10 protein-coding genes are annotated in these 17,530 nt (G+C 54.5%); 4 read left to right on the top strand and 6 right to left on the bottom strand.

Features of this window, described 5'->3' with window-relative positions; translation table 11 throughout:
- Positions 1-1,196: 1,196 nt before the first annotated feature.
- Positions 1,197-3,164, bottom strand: a complete 1,968-nt coding sequence (locus ABEA92_RS30185) for a M60 family metallopeptidase (RefSeq protein ID WP_345689405.1) — start codon at positions 3,162-3,164, stop codon at positions 1,197-1,199.
- A 31-nt stretch (positions 3,165-3,195) separates the two neighbouring features.
- Positions 3,196-3,339, bottom strand: coding sequence for a hypothetical protein (locus tag ABEA92_RS30180; protein WP_345689403.1), 144 nt, complete (start codon positions 3,337-3,339; stop codon positions 3,196-3,198).
- 1,610 nt (positions 3,340-4,949) lie between these two features.
- On the opposite strand from ABEA92_RS30180, the gene ABEA92_RS30175 reads away from it, so the two are divergent.
- Positions 4,950-7,235: a bifunctional SulP family inorganic anion transporter/carbonic anhydrase gene (locus ABEA92_RS30175; RefSeq protein WP_345689401.1), complete on the top strand. Its 2,286-nt coding sequence runs from the start codon at positions 4,950-4,952 to the stop codon at positions 7,233-7,235.
- Between the two features lie 627 nt (positions 7,236-7,862).
- On the opposite strand, the gene ABEA92_RS30170 is transcribed toward ABEA92_RS30175, so the two are convergent.
- The 4 genes from ABEA92_RS30170 to ABEA92_RS30155 form a co-directional block, all read right to left on the bottom strand.
- Positions 7,863-9,293, bottom strand: a complete 1,431-nt coding sequence (locus tag ABEA92_RS30170) for a sulfatase (protein ID WP_345689399.1) — start codon at positions 9,291-9,293, stop codon at positions 7,863-7,865.
- Positions 9,294-9,405: 112 nt separating this feature from the next.
- Positions 9,406-11,595, bottom strand: a complete 2,190-nt coding sequence (locus tag ABEA92_RS30165) for a response regulator (protein ID WP_345689397.1) — start codon at positions 11,593-11,595, stop codon at positions 9,406-9,408.
- Positions 11,592-12,869, bottom strand: a complete 1,278-nt coding sequence (locus tag ABEA92_RS30160; RefSeq protein WP_345689395.1) for an ABC transporter substrate-binding protein — start codon at positions 12,867-12,869, stop codon at positions 11,592-11,594. Before ABEA92_RS30160 ends, ABEA92_RS30165 begins: the two co-directional genes overlap by 4 nt.
- Before the next feature lie 341 nt (positions 12,870-13,210).
- On the bottom strand, positions 13,211-14,104 hold the full coding sequence (locus ABEA92_RS30155; RefSeq protein ID WP_345689393.1) for a helix-turn-helix transcriptional regulator: 894 nt from the start codon (positions 14,102-14,104) through the stop codon (positions 13,211-13,213).
- 203 nt (positions 14,105-14,307) lie between these two features.
- Between ABEA92_RS30155 and ABEA92_RS30150 the strand changes: the two genes are divergently transcribed.
- The 3 genes from ABEA92_RS30150 to ABEA92_RS30140 all read left to right on the top strand — a co-directional run bounded on the left by ABEA92_RS30150 (position 14,308) and on the right by ABEA92_RS30140 (position 17,358).
- Complete coding sequence (locus ABEA92_RS30150; protein WP_345689391.1) at positions 14,308-15,267, top strand: dihydrodipicolinate synthase family protein; 960 nt, start codon at positions 14,308-14,310, stop codon at positions 15,265-15,267.
- A 76-nt stretch (positions 15,268-15,343) separates the two neighbouring features.
- A complete protein-coding gene (locus tag ABEA92_RS30145; protein WP_345689389.1) occupies positions 15,344-16,516 on the top strand; it encodes a Gfo/Idh/MocA family protein in 1,173 nt (390 codons plus the stop codon).
- Positions 16,513-17,358, top strand: coding sequence for a sugar phosphate isomerase/epimerase family protein (locus ABEA92_RS30140; RefSeq protein ID WP_345689387.1), 846 nt, complete (start codon positions 16,513-16,515; stop codon positions 17,356-17,358). Before ABEA92_RS30145 ends, ABEA92_RS30140 begins: the two co-directional genes overlap by 4 nt.
- The last annotated feature ends 172 nt before the right edge of the window (positions 17,359-17,530 follow it).

Below are 17,530 nucleotides of genomic sequence, written 5' to 3'. Positions count from 1 at the left end.
ACGTTAGGTGTGGTGAAACGATCGACAGTAAAATGCGTTATCTACCACGACCCCCGCAACGAGCGCGCCCATCGAACGATGGCTCCGCCAAAAAATTCAGATCACCGTCGCATCACGTTGTCGTTGAAGACGCGGTGGAGTCGGCGAGGAAACACTTGCATCCGACGAAGAAGTCAGCGATCAAAAGAAGTGCTGCTGCAAACGCTTGCAAATTAAACTTCGGTTTACCGAACCACGCCCTTTTGCCGCGGCGGAAGTCGCGGGCGGCTTGTTGCTTTAGTCGTCCGATGGACTTCCTAGTCCGTCGAATCCACCATTGGCCGACTAGGAAGTCGATCCCACACCCCTTGCCGCAGGAACCTTCACTAAATCAACAAGCCGTCACGACTTTCGTTCCACAACACCCATGCCTCCCGAAACTCTTGACGAGTTCCGCTACGGAGAATGCATCACTGCGTTGGGTTCGCCGCGAATCCAAAGGCTCACAAACGCAGCGATGTGAAGTATTTCCACCTATCAGGTTTGCGTTAATCTGCCGTAGCGGAAGTCGTCAAGACTTTCGACCCACGACGCCCATGCCTCCCGAAACTCTTGACGAGTTCCGCTACGGAGAATGCATCACTGCGTTGGGTTCGCCGCGAATTCAAAAGCTCACAACCGCAGCGAGGTGGAGTATTTTCGCCTATCAAGTTTGCGTTGATTTGCAGTAGCGGAAGTCGTCGAGACTTTCGACCCACAACGCCCATGCCTCCCGAAACTCTTGACGAGTTCCGCTACAGAGAATGCGCTACTGCGTTGGGTTCGCCGCGAATTCAGAAGCTCACAAACGCAGCGCGGCGAAGTATTTTCGCCTATCAAGTTTGCGTCAATTTGCCGTAGCGGAAGTCGTCAAGACTTTCGGCCCACGACGCCCACGCCTCCCGAAACTCTTGACGAGTTCCGCTACGCTAAATCAGTTTTTTTTAAAGCGTGCATCCTGTCGCTGGTCGACCTGGTTGCGGGGCGACTTCGGTTTCTTGACGTGATCCCTCGTAGTCGCTGGTTATCACTCGCTCTGCGATCACTTGCTGTGGTTGATGGTGCTGAGCGGATTGGTGGTTTTCACCGGACTGGAGAAGATGACGATCCGTCGTGTCATCGTGTACCGAACGATGCCACAAAACAGCTCTTTCAATTGAGCTGTTTCGCTTTTATGGCTAGCCTGCGTTCGATCGGCGATCCGGTTGCGAGTCGAAATAACGACGTACGATATCCTGGATCGCCTCTTTAGCGGCATTCCTGTGCGACTCGTCGTATTTCGTCAGCCAAACTTGGTACCACCCCTCACCATACTTGGGATCCTTTGCTTGCCCCAATCCTCGCGGATAAGCCACCTTGGTATGCCTGCGAAAATCAGCGTTATTTTGAGGGACGATCGTCATATAGTGTTCCAATCGCTCCTTAATTCGTGGCGACGGTTTCAAGCCCGCTGCCCGAATCGATCTAGCCAATGCCGCCGGGTTCTGCGGCTGGATGCCCCAGAAATGAATTAGCGGTGTCAGGTCCACTCCCGCTGCCTTGGACAACCGCAAGATTCGGGCGTCGGTTGGATCGGAATTCTGCGGGACACGATCTCCCGGTTTCCAGCGTTCATTTTCGGCACGCCAAAATCGCCCCAACGCATCCCAGCCGAATAAGTAAGCGATCTCGACGTACTTGCCGTAGCCACGATGTTGATACTTCATTTCATCGCCCGGCTTATTGGAATGATTCATCGGCTTGCCCTGCCGAAAGTTTTCTGTGACCATCCACGTGATGGCCGCTTCGTCCAAAGACATTTGAGTTTTGCCACCGACAGATTCACCGAACGCCTTATCCAGAGGCATCCCGAACTTGTTATTCATGATGGCCGCGTGTGGCAAGTTCACAACGGCCTCCGTCTCGCCACGAAACTTGGAAATCTGTTGTGAGTGCCCAACCTCATGGAACACGGTCCAATCCGCGTATTGGGGGCCTTTGACCATCCAAGCGTGCCTCGATTTATTGAGCTCAAGCTGGTAGGGATTAAAGGCATAATTGGATTGCGGGTAACCGGGAAAGTTCGCCGATCCGCGCATGGTTACGTCGGCTTGCAGATATAGCACCGTTTTTGATCGAACCAACGGATACCCGAATAGTTCCGAGACGCCGTCCATCGCTTTGTCCCAATCTTGCATCAAGGTTTCGGGATCGTTCAGTTGTCGAACCCAGGCACTGGGGACCTGCATCATGAACTTGTCCGACTCAAAATCAGCCCATGGCGCCGGTTGCCTTCGCTCTTCACTCCGCCACTTTGCCAAAGGCGTTGTCTCGAAACTGCGTGCCGAATAGAAGGGTGCCCGAACCGCACCACGCACCTGAATTTCTTGAATGCCAAGATTCGCTTGATAGGGAACCTCGATATAGATTCCACCCCCAAGCGGATTCGCGATCCCGGTCAACGTCTTGGTGATCGGATAAACCAACGACACGCGATCGAGTCGTTTGATGATGGGCTTCTTTTGCAAGTCCCACGAATGCGCCCCCACCCGAATGTTATAGCCTTTATTGACCATGGCTTGCGGCACCGCGACCAACACGATACTGCCGGGCGCCAAATAACATCCCGTTGGACGCCGAGCCGGGCTGTCGTGTCCAGCGACGGGTGACCCCCATGCGGTCGGCTGAGACGCATTGATCTGCACCTTGTACGTCGTCTTTGGATTCACAGGCGGGTCGATCGCGCCGGGGAAGTACTGCGACGTCTCGAACCGTTTGCCATTCAAGATTTTGTGAAACCGTTGCAAACCCTCGGCCGTGTAAGCCCGATCGATCAACGCCTGCTGGATGTCAAAGATGGCGTGTTCTAACTTGAGCTTGTCAGATGGTTCCCGTGAAAATCCTCGTTTGGTTGCCGTGTTCATAAACAGCGGCCCCACGGCGTGTTCGTACTGCTGCACAACCGCCAACGCTTCCAATACGGATTCGGGGCTATCGGTAATACCGTCCAGATTGCTTTGCAGACGAATGGCTCGCTGCATAAGATCACCGGGTGAATTTGCCGCTTGGGCCAACGACGTCATCGCAATCGCGAGTACGCTGACTCGCAAAATCAATGCCACCCCCCAGTACGCATGGCCAATGATGTTCGTGCTCGCGAAGTTCATTTTTGACACTGACTTTTACTTCGTTCTTGGCTTAAATCGTGAGACGCAAATCCGATCGACGAGGTCGGCCGACTTGTTTCAAGGTGCCAACGTCATCGAAATGGAATGATCCATCACACAGCGGTCCGGCGTTAACCAATCGCTTGGCAATACGCTGCACTGCTTTGCGATGCATCTCGGTCACCTTTGCGGCGGTACTATATTATCCAGCGGCCGCTCTGCTGTAACCCCAAACCTTGCGGTTGCAATGTGTCACCAAGTTCCCAAGCCACTACAAACCATCCTCGCCCCAAAAGACCGACTTGAGACAGAGCATCTTTCGGTGTTGCTCAGCATGTTCTTGGGGGATCGCGAGACACGTCAAACGTATTGTGCCCCTCTTTGCCCCCCAGAGACAACGTGGCAAGTTTGCTCGACTTGCTGCTAACTCGAAAAGTCACCGCGTTCGACGCCCATCTTGTTGATCGCCATTTTTGTTTTGCGAGGGCTCGCATTTGCTGTCGACGCAAATCAGGAAGGACATCACGCTGCAGTAACGATTCCCCCCCTCGCGATCGAACTCTCTCGCATGGCTCGCCGCCAAGCGATCGTTCGCGAGCAGCCGACGGTTGCAAACGCCTAGCCCGCGAGCTTGCCAACAATGATGTATTGGACGGACTAGGAAGTCCGTCCAACGGCAAGGGATGTACGATGGACTTCCTAGTCCGTCGATGTTGCACAATGGACTTTCTAGTCTGTCGCACGACTAAATCAACAGCCCGTCAAGACTTTCGTCAGCATGGCATCCCCCCTTGGAAAATCGAAATCCTTCACGAATTCCGCAGCCAAGCTTCCGCCTCAGATGCGTTCTCACACAGTGCCAAATCACAGGTCGATCGTGCTAGGACGTGCAAGACTTTTCGCCTGCGTTCGTATCGCATGCGATCGCAGCCAAAGTAGAACTGCAGTTTAAACAGGCAACCGGCATCCACTGTGGACTGGTCACAATTCCGTTTGCCTCGAAGGTTAACCACATGGCAACGCGACACCCTCGTGAGACGATAATGGAGCATCCGAGTCAGCCGTATGGAAACGGACCAGCGGAAGCGGTCGTTGTTAAAATGTATTCGCTCGCCCAATGCCGCGAGTGAATTGGCTTGCGATTGAGGTCGATGAACTGCAACGACAAGAGGAATCGTTGCCCCCAGTATGTTTACGGAAAATTGGCCTTCGTCGGCAACGATATGCACCACGTGACAAAGGAAGTTGATCAAGGTGTTCCTGGTTGAAAACAGGCAATCTTGCTGTGACGACGCCCCACCTGATCACGCTGCAGCCGACCAGGTTTCAGAAGTCGGATCTTGATGGCGGCAAACCCCACAAACACCTGGTCGCACTTGAGCATAGGGTCAATCGCGGTGTTGCACGCGGCATGATATGCCTAGCTAGCGAGTATCCAAGGCAGAGCAATGCCAGCCCTGTTACTGTTTGCTTGAAGCTGAGTCTACTTCAAAACTTCATCCAAAAATCTTTCGGGCATGAGTGAAAGAAATTCAGTCGTCTGGACTCCATTCCTCCAGGGCTTAAATTAGCTACTATTCCAGATTGACTCCGATTCACCGGCAATGACCAGAGTAGCACCCCAAAAGAAGGGAACTCCTAGGTGTTGGCGTACAAGCAGAGTAACCTGAGCAATCCCCCGGTCCGCCGCAGCGTTTGCATTGACGCCGTCGCGCAACCCGAAAGACCCACCCACGCTGTTCCGGCGGCAACTGAAATCGGCGCCCACGCTAACGAGGACTCACAATGGCATCACGCATGGATGACAAAACCGCAACGACATCACTGGCAAACAACCTTTTTCGCGATTCAATCGCATCCCTCGTCGTCTTCCTCGTGGCGTTGCCGCTGTGTCTTGGTATTGCCCTTGCTTCGGGTGCCCCCCTGTTCTCTGGAATTGTGGCCGGGATTGTTGGCGGAATCGTGGTTGGTGCTCTGAGTGGTTCGCAGACCAGCGTCAGTGGACCTGCGGCAGGGCTAACCGCGGTGGTGGCTACGCAGATTGCAAATCTTGGCGCATTTGATGCGTTATTACTTGCTGTGGTTATTGGAGGGGTGATTCAAATCGGACTTGGGATTGCGAAAGCCGGTGCGTTGTCTGCCTTCTTTCCGTCAAGTGTCATTAAGGGGCTGTTAGCGGCGATTGGCGTAATCCTGATGCTCAAACAGTTTCCTCACTTGCTCGGGCACGATACCGATCCCGAAGGTGAGATGTCATTCTCGCAGCCGGATCACGAGAACACCTTCTCTGAAATCGCAACCATTTTTCAAGGCGAGGTCCATTTGGGTGCTGCCGTTGTCGGGTTCATTTCGCTCGCTCTGCTGGTAGTTTGGTCTCGCTCGAAACCGCTCAAAAACTCGGGCATTCCCGCCCCCCTTGTCGTCGTGCTGATGGGGGTGGGTTTGCAGCTACTATTTTCACGATTCGGCGAAGGATGGTCGATTGGCGCCAGCCATTTGGTCCAGATACCGATTGCGGAAAGTTTGTCGGAATTTGGTAGTTTCTTGACGTTCCCGGACTTTTCACAATGGACGAACCCAGCGGTCTACGTAGCAGGGGTGACGATTGCCATTGTTGCCTCGTTGGAATCGCTTCTCAATCTCGAAGCCTCCGACAAGCTGGACCCGCGTCAACGTCATTCTCCGGGCAGCCGCGAGTTATGGGCACAAGGTGCGGGGAATGTCGTTGCCGGACTGATCGGCGGGATTCCGGTGACATCGGTGGTTGTCCGCAGCTCGGTCAACATCAACGCAGGCGCTGTTTCAAAACGGTCTGCGATCCTTCATGGTGTCTTGTTACTTGTTTGTGTTGGGCTGTTTCCGGTCTATCTCAACATGGTTCCGCTGGCAGCATTAGCCGCCATTTTGATCCACACCGGATTCAAATTGGCGAGTCCAGAGATGTTCCGCTCGATGTGGAAACAGGGGCGGTATCAATTCGCGCCATTCATCATCACCGTCATCGCGATCGTGTATAGTGATTTGCTAATCGGAATTCTGATTGGGCTTGTCGTCAGTGTTCTATTCATCCTGAACAGCAATTTACGTCGCCCGATTCGTCGGGTCATCGAACCACACATCGACGGCGACGTGGTGCATGTTGAACTGGCAAACCAAGTCAGTTTCTTGAATCGTGCGGCGCTGGATACGATGTTCAATCAAGCGAAATCTGGTTCAAAGTTACTTTTGGACGCGTCCGAGTCGGACTACATTGATCCCGACGTCTTGGGGCTGATACGGGAATTCAAAGAGAAAACGGGGCCTGCTCGCGGAGTGAGTGTCAGTCTGCGTGGCTTCCGTGACAAGTACGACTTGCAGCAAGAGACTCCGCCGGGAGGCTACCTTACGCGGGACTCTCACGATCGCCTGACTCCTGCGCAAGTGCTCGATATTCTGGGCCAAGGCAACAAGCGGTTTTACACAGATCGTCGAATTTCGCGTGGGTTCGGCCGACCAATCGACACTACCGCCGGAGGGCAACCTCCGCTTGCGGCAGTGCTAAGCTGTATCGATTCGCGGGTACCAACGGAGTTGGTCTTCGATCTCGGCATCTGTGACATCTTCAGCGTGCGAGTGGCCGGCAATGTCATCGGCACGAATTCACTGGACAGCATCGAGTACGCCGTTACCGGTGCCGGCGCAAAACTCGTGCTTGTCATGGGGCACACGCGTTGTGGTGCCGTGACCTCGTCATTGAAATTTTTGCGTGAACGACAAGATAGCGAACGGACTAACGGATGTTCTAAGACACACACGTTTGTCTCGGAGATTCAAGAATCGGTCGACGAGGAGTGTTGCGGCGATGCCGCATTGGATCACGAAACGTTCGATGAGTGTGTCAATCGGGTTGCCACGAAGAACGTCTTGCGTGCGGTCGATGAAATTGTCAATCGCAGCCAAGCAATCCGCCGCGCAGTCGAAACCGGCGATTTCCTTGTTGTCGGTGCGATGTACGACGTCGAAACGGGTGTCATCGATTTCTTCACCGACGATTCAGTCTCAATCGAATCCCAGTCTGAAATGGCCGTCTGAATCGTGGTGAACGTCACCGATCCACCTTGCCCCCTTTTATTTTGCTATCCAGAGGATCAGTGCCGCCATGAGACCTCGTACTGCTAAATCGTCAGTCTGCTCGCCGCGATTCGCAAGCTCGGCTCTAGGCACTATCTGAGAACGCACCCGAGGCAGAAACTTGGAATCGAAATTCGTAAAGAATTTCGATTCCCCAATCGGTTATGCCATGCTGCCGAAAGTCTTGATGGCTTGTTGATTTAGTGAAGTTCCCTTCGGCAAGGGTTGTACGATGGACTTCCGAGTCCGTCAATGTTGTACGATGGACTTCCTAGTCCGTCGATGCTGCACGATGGATTGCCCAATCCGTCGCGTGACTAGATCAACATGTCGTTGACGGCTTGTTGATTTAGTGAAGTTTCCTGCGGCAAGGGGTGTAAGATGGACTTTCCAGTCCGTCAATGGCGCATTCGACGGACTAGGAAGTCCATCGTACGACTAAATCAACGTGCCGTTGACGGCTTGTTGATTTAATGAAGTTTCCTGCGGCAAGGGGTGTGTGATGGACTTTCCAGTCCGTCAATGGCGCATTCGACGGACTAGGAAGTCCATCGTACGACTAAATCAACAGCCCGTCGACGACTTCCGCTACTTCGAAATCGCTTCGTTGGCGGCCGCATAAGCTGCATGTCCGGTGGAGTTGCCTGGCAACACGGGATGCTGGCGGCTCGGCAGAAACGCAGCGTGTTGTGCGATGACCGCTTCGTACTCGGGGTTGGACGCCAAATTCGTCCACTCGTGAGGGTCCTTGGTCAAGTCGTACAGTTCACGCGATCCATCGAGATATTGAATGAAACGATAACGTGTCGAGCGAATTGCAAAATTGCCCAGCCCGAAACTGGAGATCGCAGGATGCTGCCATTCTTGTGTTGGATTTTTCATCAACGGAACCAAACTTTGGCCTTCTTGATCCGCATCCGACGGCAACCCGGCTAGCTGCAAAAGCGTGGGAAAGACGTCCACCAACTCGGCAGGACGTTTGGTCGTTTGACCGGCGGCGAAACCCGGCGCTGAAACAATCAGCGGCACACGAGTACCGTCTTCCCATAGCGATCGCTTTGCCCAACGTTGTTTTTCGCCGAGGTGAAAACCATGGTCCGAAAACAGGACCACCACTGTATTATCCGCGTAATCGCTTGATTGCAGTGCGTCCAAAACCATTCCAACGCAGTGGTCGGCGAAGGTGACCGAGGCCAAGTAAGATTGGACCGCATGCTCCCACTGCCCTGCTTCGGTGACCCAATCATGCGTCGGAGAAACATGCTCGCGATTCGTCAAGTCGATTGCATATTGGCTGAGATCGTTGCGGTCGTCCTCACGAACCAGCGGCAATTGGATGTCTTTCAAGGGGTGCATGTCGAACCATTTTTGCGGCGCGTACATCGGCACGTGAGGTCGATAGAATCCGACGCCCATAAAGAATGGCTTGTCGTGTTTAGTTTCCAGTTGCTTGACCGCCCACTTCGCCGCTTTCATATCGGGCATTTGGTCGTCGTCTTCGGGATAGACGCCCCAGTCCCAAAGCGGGTGACCATGCGGCTGAGAAATCTTCTTCTCGGGTCTCGGCCCAAATCCGCCTGATGGCTGGTATTCTTGAAAAAACCGTTTGTCGCCCGTGTGAAATAGCTTGCCCGACGCCATTGTCTTGTAACCGTTCGCGGCAAACACCTCAGGCAGTGTCTTAACGCCCGCAAGCGCCGGTGCTTGCTTCAGATCTGGCGACAGAAAGTAAATGCCGGTGGTGTGCGGATAACGTCCAGTCATCATGCTGGCACGCGATGGGTTGCAGACGGGTGACTGACAATGCGCGTTGTCAAACAGCGTTCCCATTCCCGCCAAGCGGTCGATGTTTGGCGTCTTGGCCTGCGGGTGTCCTCCCAGACAACCGACCCAATCGTTCAGATCATCGATTGAAATCAGCAATACATTTGGCTTCTCGGCCGCCTGCGCGGTGCCAGAGTCCATGATGGGAAGCGTGGCAAAAGAAAGACAGATCAGAGGGAAAAGTCTATACAACATGAAGGTTCGTCTGGAAAATTCAGGGTGGGGAATGAGTTGGGGAAGGACCAATCTTAGCCTAATTTGTCCACCCCTTGCTACCGAACTGCTATCGAAAAATGGAAAGTCCGGGTCAAACAGGGGAACCGTAGCGTTCGACCTTGGCGAACAACTCCTGCGACTGAAACGGCTTGGAAACGTAGTCATCCATTCCACAGTCAAGGCACTGCTCGCGATCCCCCTTCATGGCATTCGCGGTCATCGCCACAATCGGGATGTGTTTGCCACTTGTTTTTTCGCCAGCGCGAATTTCCCGTGTCGCTTCGTAGCCATCCATGATTGGCATTTGAACGTCCATCAGGACCACGTCAAATTTCGCGGGATCCGACGCCATCAGCGTATCGACTGCTTCGCGGCCATTGTTGGCAACGACGACGGTATGACCGCGTTTTTCAAGCAGCGAAACGGCAACCTTTTGATTGACCAATCCATCTTCGACTAGCAGGATCCGAGCGTGAACGTGGCTACAATCGTTGGCCGCAGCCACACACCGCCCTGGCTCGGTCGACTCGTCACTTCCCAGTTTCGTTGTGACGGCCTGCAGCAACGTCGAATGTTTGATCGGCTTGGGCAGACACCGCGCCACGTTCCATTGCTTAGCAAAGTTGCTGTCCAATGCCGCAGAGCCCGACGTCATCCACATGATGTGCATCGCTGACAGCGTGCGGTTTTCATGTTGGCGGATCCGTTTGACGAGTTGCGAAGCGTCGTCATTCGCAACCGCTCCATCGGCGAGGAGCAGTGAATAGGGATCACCACGATCGCAGGCGTGTTCAAGTTCTGCCATCGCGGCGTCCCCATCGGGCACTGCGGTGGCCGACAGCCCCCACTGCGTCAGCAACTCGACCAGGATTTCGCGAGTGGTGCGGTGGGCGTCAACCACCAGTACTTTTTGTCCGACCACCGCGTCGGGGATTTCGCGGGTCTCTTGCTTCGATGCAACTTGCATCTGCACGACAAATTGAAAATTGCTTCCTTTGCCAAGCTCACTTTCGACCCAAATTCGACCATTCATCAACTCCGCCAGTCGTTTGGAAATGGACAACCCCAATCCGGTTCCACCGAAGCGACGCGTCGTCGCACTCTCGGCCTGGCTGAACATGTCGAACACGCGTGACAGTTGGTCGGGTGCAATGCCGATCCCGCTGTCGCGAACCGAGACGTGTAACATCAGTGTATCGTCGGTTTGCGATTCAATTCCAACGTCTACCACGACCTCGCCCTGTTCGGTGAATTTGATCGCGTTGCCGGTCAGATTCATCACTATTTGACGTAGCCGCGTCGGATCGCCAACCAGCGTGTCAGGGACGTCGGGCGAAATATGACAAGCCAATTCGAGCTGTTTCTCGGCGGCACGGTTGCTGATCGTCAGCAGGGTATCACCGATCGCATCCCGCAATCCAAACGAAATGCATTCGAGTTCGAGTTTGTCCGCTTCGATCTTCGAAAAATCCAAGATGTCATTCAGTAATTGCATCAACGCGTCGGCGGATTGCCGGACAATGTTTTGATAGTCACGTTGTTCGTAGGTCATATCGGTGCGAAGCAGCAACTCGGTCATGCCGATGATCCCGTTCATTGGCGTACGAATCTCGTGGCTCATCGAAGCAAGAAACTCACTTTTAGCGCGATTGGCCGCCTCGGCACGCTGCTCTTCGCGGATCGCGATCTCATTCAGTCGCCGCATCGGTCGGTAGACAAACCACCGCGTGATGACGATCGAGGTTCCCGAGACAGCGAGCGACATCACCACGCCAAGCGCAACCGCGAAAATCATATCGTGCCGGATCTCGTCGATCACGGCTCGGCGGGACATCACCAGATTGACGTGGCCAATGGTTTGGCCATCAAATCGAACCGGCGTCCTGGCTACCACGTGCTGCGACGAACTCAAGTAACCAGCCAGATCGGTCTCGGGCACCCCGGGTTGACGCCGCGACGCCACAATCTCGGCTTCATCGGCGACTTGGACGAACTCGATTTCCTGGTTCGTAAGACTCGCACCTAATAGATCGCCGATCGCGCGTTCGTCGATGTTCCAAAGCGGCGTCGCGATACTGGTTGCGACTGCCCCCGCCGTGCGATCCGCTTGTTCGCGAATCCGATCATCAAACTGAGTGATCGTCAACACCGCCGCGACCACGACAAACAACCCGAGGGTGATCAGAATGGTGGTCACCAACGCGATCACGTACCGCAGCGTGATTCCGTGGCCATCCACACGTAGGTTATTTTGACTGTTCGCTTGGGAGAGTGTGTTCATCGCGAATCCCCGTCGCGATGCGTCTCGGACAATTCCGTCTCCACCGGATTGACTGAATCGTTCTCCGAGCCAGTATTGACTCTCGAGCGATTGTCTTGTCCTGGGCCAAGCTTTCTTTTGGTCCCCGTCGGGTGCTCAATGCCCAAGCTGTTCTCGATCCCTGCTCCTGCCGCAACACGACCGAGATCGAAACGATACGTTGATTGATTGGGGCGGTTCAACAACGAAAATTGGCGAAAATCCGTTTTTTGCCAGGTCTCGCGACTAAGCACCGCGCGATACGCAGCCAAGTTACCGCGTGTGATCAATCGCATCGGCGAATCGTAAAGGGTGGGGATCCTGGCAAGGTCGATGCCGTGAAAGAAGTCATGCAGCAACACAATGCACCAACCCCCTTCCATCACATGGCCACCGACCGTCGCAAATAGCACTTTTTGGGCGATCAAATCCAATGCTTCTGGCGTTGCGTCGACTCCTCCAATGATCACATCGGTCCCAGGTGTTTTTCCTCGATCTTGCATCGCCGCGATGGCTCCGATCGCCATCGCGTCGCTGGCGGACCAGATCACCGATGACTCGGGATAGCGCCGATGCAGAATGCGGCAGCGAAACCGCGCCAATTCTTGGCTCCAATCAGCCGCAACGACTTGATCCAAGACGACTTCGTCGCTGCGTTTGGCGATCGCGTCGTGAAGTCCGGCCATACGTTGGATCGAAGCGCCATCCGATACCACCCCGCTTAAACCAATGACATGCAGTTTGCCATCGGCGGCGAGCCGTCGTGGCGAGCGCAGGGCTTCATCGATCAATGCATTGGCAAGCTGAAAACCAGCATCGTAGTCATCGGGCAACACTTCCGCCAACCAATACGTCAACTTCGTTCGCGGTTGCCCAAGTTCCTCGCTTTGTTCGGGCTGCAGTCCAGCGTTGACAAGCACCGCCGGTACCTGTCGCCGTTCGGCGATTCGCAGAAACCGGGGACCGCCCCTTTTGAAACTTTGGAACACAATCGCGTCCGGTTTGTCCTCGCGATCACACACATCACGAATTTGGGACACCATGCGATTGCGACTGTTGCCAGCGAAGAAGACCTCCAACTGAATCCCGAGATCATCAGAAACCTCGCCCATAAAATCGACGAACGGTCCCCAAAACGCATCGTCCTGGTCTCGCGGTGTAAACATCGCGACGTGAAACTTCCGTTCACCGGCCTCGGTTTCCTCACCGTGCAGTTTCACGGTCGTGATTTGAAGGCTGCCGGCGAACACGATCATTGCCAACCATCTGTAGCCGAAACGAATCGCTCGGCAGATCGGTGCTAGAATTAGTGAACGTATGTCGACAGTTTTGTGCAGAGATCGCATAGCAATACTCGCTCGTCGATAGAGGCAGCGCAATCGCCGAAACGATGTCACAACCCCATCGGATGCCGGAATCTAACGACTTGTCGCATGGGTCATTGTAACAATCCAACAACCCAGCATTCGCATTGGCTTGTAAAAAGCACGGAATCGCGTGTTCCCAAGACCGAAGGAAACGTGCGATTCGATCCCGCTAGCCAACTCTTCCCATTGCCCATTTGGACCGCGGTTGAGCATGCAAATTCGCGGCCAGGTCAATCCGAGTTTTCGCGATAATCAAGTGGTCGCATCCCCGTCAATCGTTGGAAGGTTCGATAGAAGGTTGAAAGTTCATCAAACCCACTTTGAAATGCGATCGACGTCACTTTGCTTTGCGTGTTGCGAAGCAAAGTCTTGGCATGATCGATCCGTCGTTCGTTCAAATAGGCCAGCCATGTCTTTCCGGTCCGGTCGCGAAAATCGTTCGTAAATTTGCGGCGTGACATATTACAAGCTCGGGCGGCCGCATCGACGGTCAACGGTTCAAAGAAGTTCAAATCCAACCACAGCAGATATTCGTCGATCGCGTCCAAGGGGCGTGTGTCGCCGAGATCACGACTTTGGGCATTCTCGGACGCCAGTTGACCGCCGGATGCCAATGCAAGCTGGGCAAAAATCTCGATCGCCGCTGCGATCGCCGACAACGTCGAAGCCGAGCTTGGTTGTGAAACGAGGTACAGCAGACGACGGAATCGTCGTTCAATGTTCAATAACGACATCCGCTGACGAGGCAGTTTGCCAATCGGGATCATCGTGTCAATTTCGGCACAGGGTGCGATCTTTTGAGGGTCGATCGCCAACCCATATAACGAAATCGGATGCCGCGGCGCATCGATAATCCGATGCCTCATCCCGGCGGGGACCAGAATGCAGTCGCCGGCGACACAATCGGATGCCTCCGCCCCGCCGGCTGGCCCCGCGACTGCGGCTGCCCAATTTGCAGCCACTTCGCCGCTTCCCTGGCGAATGTACAGCAGCTTGGGAAATCGATGCTCGGTCTCGGTCATCGAAAAGGCCTCGTCATGCAGGCTTTCGAACACCCAGAGTCCCGATTTTGACATTGTTTCGGGTACTGGTACGCTGCGGCGTTGGGCGGGTTCTAAGGTCATCGATAGCATTCTCGGCAGCGGTCATGTCAGCACAAAGGCCCAAACCAAACGGGATCCGCCTCTGATGATTGCACGGTTTGCCCAAATTGCAAGTCGATTATGCGCAAATGGCCAAGCCGCTAAATCGATCCGCTGCCATAATCCCAACATCGAAATTCAACGCGTCATCGCTTGCCCTCCGTTTCTGTCAAAGGTTTCCTCCAATGTCACAGCTCACCCGTCCAAACATCGACGAAATCCCCGCGATCCGCCCCCGCCGTACCATTAGTGGTATGTCGGCCATCTTGTTGCCGCTGCTCTCGGGGACCGAAATCGATTGGGAAGGTTTTCGCGGACACGTCACTCGTACCGCCGATGCCGGGTTGGTACCGGCAGTCAACATGGACACCGGCTACGCCAACCTGATCAGCGAATCGCAACGAGAACAGGTGCTCGCAGAGACGCAGAGCTTGATGGACGGACAACCGTACGTCGCTGGCGTATTCGTCAAGGACGATCCTGATGCGGCGTTCGACTTTGATGCCTACCGAACCGGATTGGATCAAATTTTGAAATATGGTGGGACGCCGATCATTTTTCAGTCTTATGGCTTGACCGAACAAGCGGATGACGACATCGTCGAAGCCTACGCAAAGATCGGTTCACACGCCGGGGACTTCCTCGGTTTCGAATTGGGCAAGATGTTTGCCCCCTTCGGAAAGATCTACAGTTTGGATGTCTACAAGGGGTTGATGGGAATCGAGACTTGTCGTGGAGCGAAACACTCTTCGCTGAGCCGTGAACTGGAGTGGCAGCGACTTCGGCTTCGCGACGAAACGCGTCCTGATTTCAAGGTATTGACGGGCAACGATCTAGCGATCGACATGGTGATGTACGGAAGCGACTACCTACTCGGGCTGAGCACGTTTGCCCCCGAAGCGTTCGCACGCCGCGATGCGATGTGGGCGGCAGGAGACGCTGGTTTCTACGAACTAAACGACATCCTTCAATACCTCGGCTTCCTCGCGTTTCGCGATCCGGTGCCTGCATACAAGCACAACGCTGCTCAATTTCTGCATGCCCGCGGATGGATCAAGACACCGCTGACGTATCCCGGCAGCCCCGAACGTCCCGAATCGGATGTCGCGATCCTACAAAACATCTTGGATCGCATCTCCGAGTAAAGCTTTCGTTGCCGTTGTCGCTTTCTGTCCTCTTCGCACCCCATCCCGCTTCTCCAATTTACCGCAAGACAGTTCCATGAAAACGCTCACCATCGCCATGCACGGTGTCACCGGTCGCATGGGAACCAACCAACACTACATTCGCTCGATTCTGGCCATCATGCGTCAAGGAGGTGTTGTCACCGAAGACGGACAGACAATTCAGATCAAACCGATCCTGTTGGGACGCAACGAATCCAAACTGCGGCAATTGGCCGAAACGGTCGCCACGCAGGAAATAGGACACTCGGTTGATTGGTCCACCGACGTCGACGCGGTGATTACGGATGCGGCAACGGACATCGTCTTCGACTCGTCAAGCACTCAGATGCGAGCGACGATCGTTCGCCAGGCGATTCAGCATGGTAAAGCGGTCTATTGCGAGAAACCCATCGCGATCGATCCCCACGAAGCATTCAAGTTGGCCGCAGAGTGCGAATCCGCAGGCGTGAAAAATGGCGTGGTACAGGACAAGCTATGGTTGCCGGGGATCCGCAAATTGAGAATGCTTCGCGACCAAGGTTTCTTTGGCGACATCCTCAGCGTCCGTGGTGAATTCGGGTACTGGGTGTTTGCGGGCGATGAACCGAATCAAACCGTCCAGCGTCCGTCGTGGAATTACCGCCGCGAAGATGGCGGCGGGATGATGATCGACATGTTTTGCCACTGGCAATACTTGATCAACGATCTTTTCGGTCCGGTGAAAAAGGTCCTCGCGCACGCGGTTACCGATCTTCCGGAACGGATTGACGAATCGGGAAAACCCTACAAGTGCACCGCCGACGATTCCGCTTACGCATTGTTTCTGCTGGAAAATGGTTTGACTTGCCAATTCAACAGTTCCTGGGCTACTCGCGTCCGGCGCGACGACTTGTTGACCGTCCAAGTCGATGGAACCAAAGGTTCGGCCGTCGCTGGACTTCGCGAGTGCTGGACGCAAAGTCTTGCCTCGACTCCGCGACCGATCTGGAATCCCGACATTCCTCAGCCGATCAATTTTTACGAAGGTTGGCAAAAGTTGCCTGACGCGACGCATTACGATAATGCCTTCAAAATCCAGTGGGAACTGTTTCTCAAACACGTCGCGGCAGAGGCTGATTTTCCATGGACGTTACGCAGTGGCGCCGCAGGTGTTTTGTTGGCCGATGCCGGTGAGACGTCGTCGAGTCAGCAACGATGGGTCACCGTGGACGAAAAGGAATTGGGATGATCCAGACACGACGAGAACACGTAGCACCGGATCGTGATCGATTGGCCGTTCACACGATGACGACCAAACCGTTGTCATTGGCCGAGGCGGCGGAGGCTTATTCACGACGCGGCATTCCCGGTATCAGCGTTTGGGTCGAGGCGTTGGAAGGAATGACGACCGCGTCGGCAAAGCAAATCGTGGATGATGCAGGGCTGAAAGTACCAGCACTCGTGCGTGGCGGATTTTTCTGTGCATCCGACAGCGTGGAGCGTCAAAAACGTGTTGACCACAACCGAAACTTGATTGAAACCGCTGCAGAACTGGACGCCGAAATGCTGGTGTTGGTCGTCGGCGCCGAACCAGGCGTCGCACTGGAAACGCAACGGGGCTGGGTACGCGACGGTATCGAGAGCATCCTGCCCGAGGCGGAGGCGGCAAACGTCAAACTTGCGATTGAGCCGCTGCATCCGATGTACGCCGCAGACAAGAGTTGCATCAACCGGATCGCCGAAGCGAGAGTGATCTGCGATCCAATTGATCATTGTTTGGTCGGTGTTGCAGTCGACGTTTATCACGTGTGGTGGGATCCGGATCTGAGCCGTGAAATCAAGTTGCTTGGCGAAGCGGAACGACTATTCGGATTTCACATTTGTGATTGGCGAGTGCCGACCCGCGACCTTTTGACGGACCGTGGGTTAATGGGCGACGGTTGCATCGACATTCCAGGCATCCGCCGAGAAGTCGAGGCCGCTGGCTTCGATGGCTGGATCGAAGTCGAAATTTTTTCTGACGAGCATTGGGCCGCCGACCAAGGCGACTATTTAGACAAGATCATTCAGCGTTACGAAACTCATTCGTAAACGACATCGCAGTAAGGTGCTGTTCGGGAATAACTTCGTCGTTCGAATTTTGTTACAAATCACGCGGGTCAAGTGTTTTCTCTGTAGTGGGGGGGGGGTCGCAAACCCCCCGGGCCCCAAAAACCCGGGGCTACGTGTACACGCCACCAACACCAAACACGGCCCGCCCAAC

The organism is Novipirellula caenicola (assembly GCF_039545035.1).
GTDB classification, from domain to species: Bacteria; Planctomycetota; Planctomycetia; order Pirellulales; family Pirellulaceae; genus Novipirellula; species Novipirellula caenicola.
This window is presented reverse-complemented; position numbering and strand designations above follow the sequence as displayed.

What these genes read in the sequence shown, in the direction of transcription:
- ABEA92_RS30155 (WP_345689393.1), bottom strand. Translation starts at nt 14,104, where the DNA reads ATGACCTTAGAACCCGCCCAACGCCGCAGCGTACCAGTACCCGAAACA.
- ABEA92_RS30150 (WP_345689391.1), top strand. Translation starts at nt 14,308, where the DNA reads ATGTCACAGCTCACCCGTCCAAACATCGACGAAATCCCCGCGATCCGC.
- ABEA92_RS30175 (WP_345689401.1), top strand. Translation starts at nt 4,950, where the DNA reads ATGGCATCACGCATGGATGACAAAACCGCAACGACATCACTGGCAAAC.
- ABEA92_RS30145 (WP_345689389.1), top strand. Translation starts at nt 15,344, where the DNA reads ATGAAAACGCTCACCATCGCCATGCACGGTGTCACCGGTCGCATGGGA.
- ABEA92_RS30180 (WP_345689403.1), bottom strand. Translation starts at nt 3,339, where the DNA reads ATGCATCGCAAAGCAGTGCAGCGTATTGCCAAGCGATTGGTTAACGCC.
- ABEA92_RS30160 (WP_345689395.1), bottom strand. Translation starts at nt 12,869, where the DNA reads ATGATCGTGTTCGCCGGCAGCCTTCAAATCACGACCGTGAAACTGCAC.
- ABEA92_RS30165 (WP_345689397.1), bottom strand. Translation starts at nt 11,595, where the DNA reads ATGAACACACTCTCCCAAGCGAACAGTCAAAATAACCTACGTGTGGAT.
- ABEA92_RS30170 (WP_345689399.1), bottom strand. Translation starts at nt 9,293, where the DNA reads ATGTTGTATAGACTTTTCCCTCTGATCTGTCTTTCTTTTGCCACGCTT.
- ABEA92_RS30140 (WP_345689387.1), top strand. Translation starts at nt 16,513, where the DNA reads ATGATCCAGACACGACGAGAACACGTAGCACCGGATCGTGATCGATTG.
- ABEA92_RS30185 (WP_345689405.1), bottom strand. Translation starts at nt 3,164, where the DNA reads ATGAACTTCGCGAGCACGAACATCATTGGCCATGCGTACTGGGGGGTG.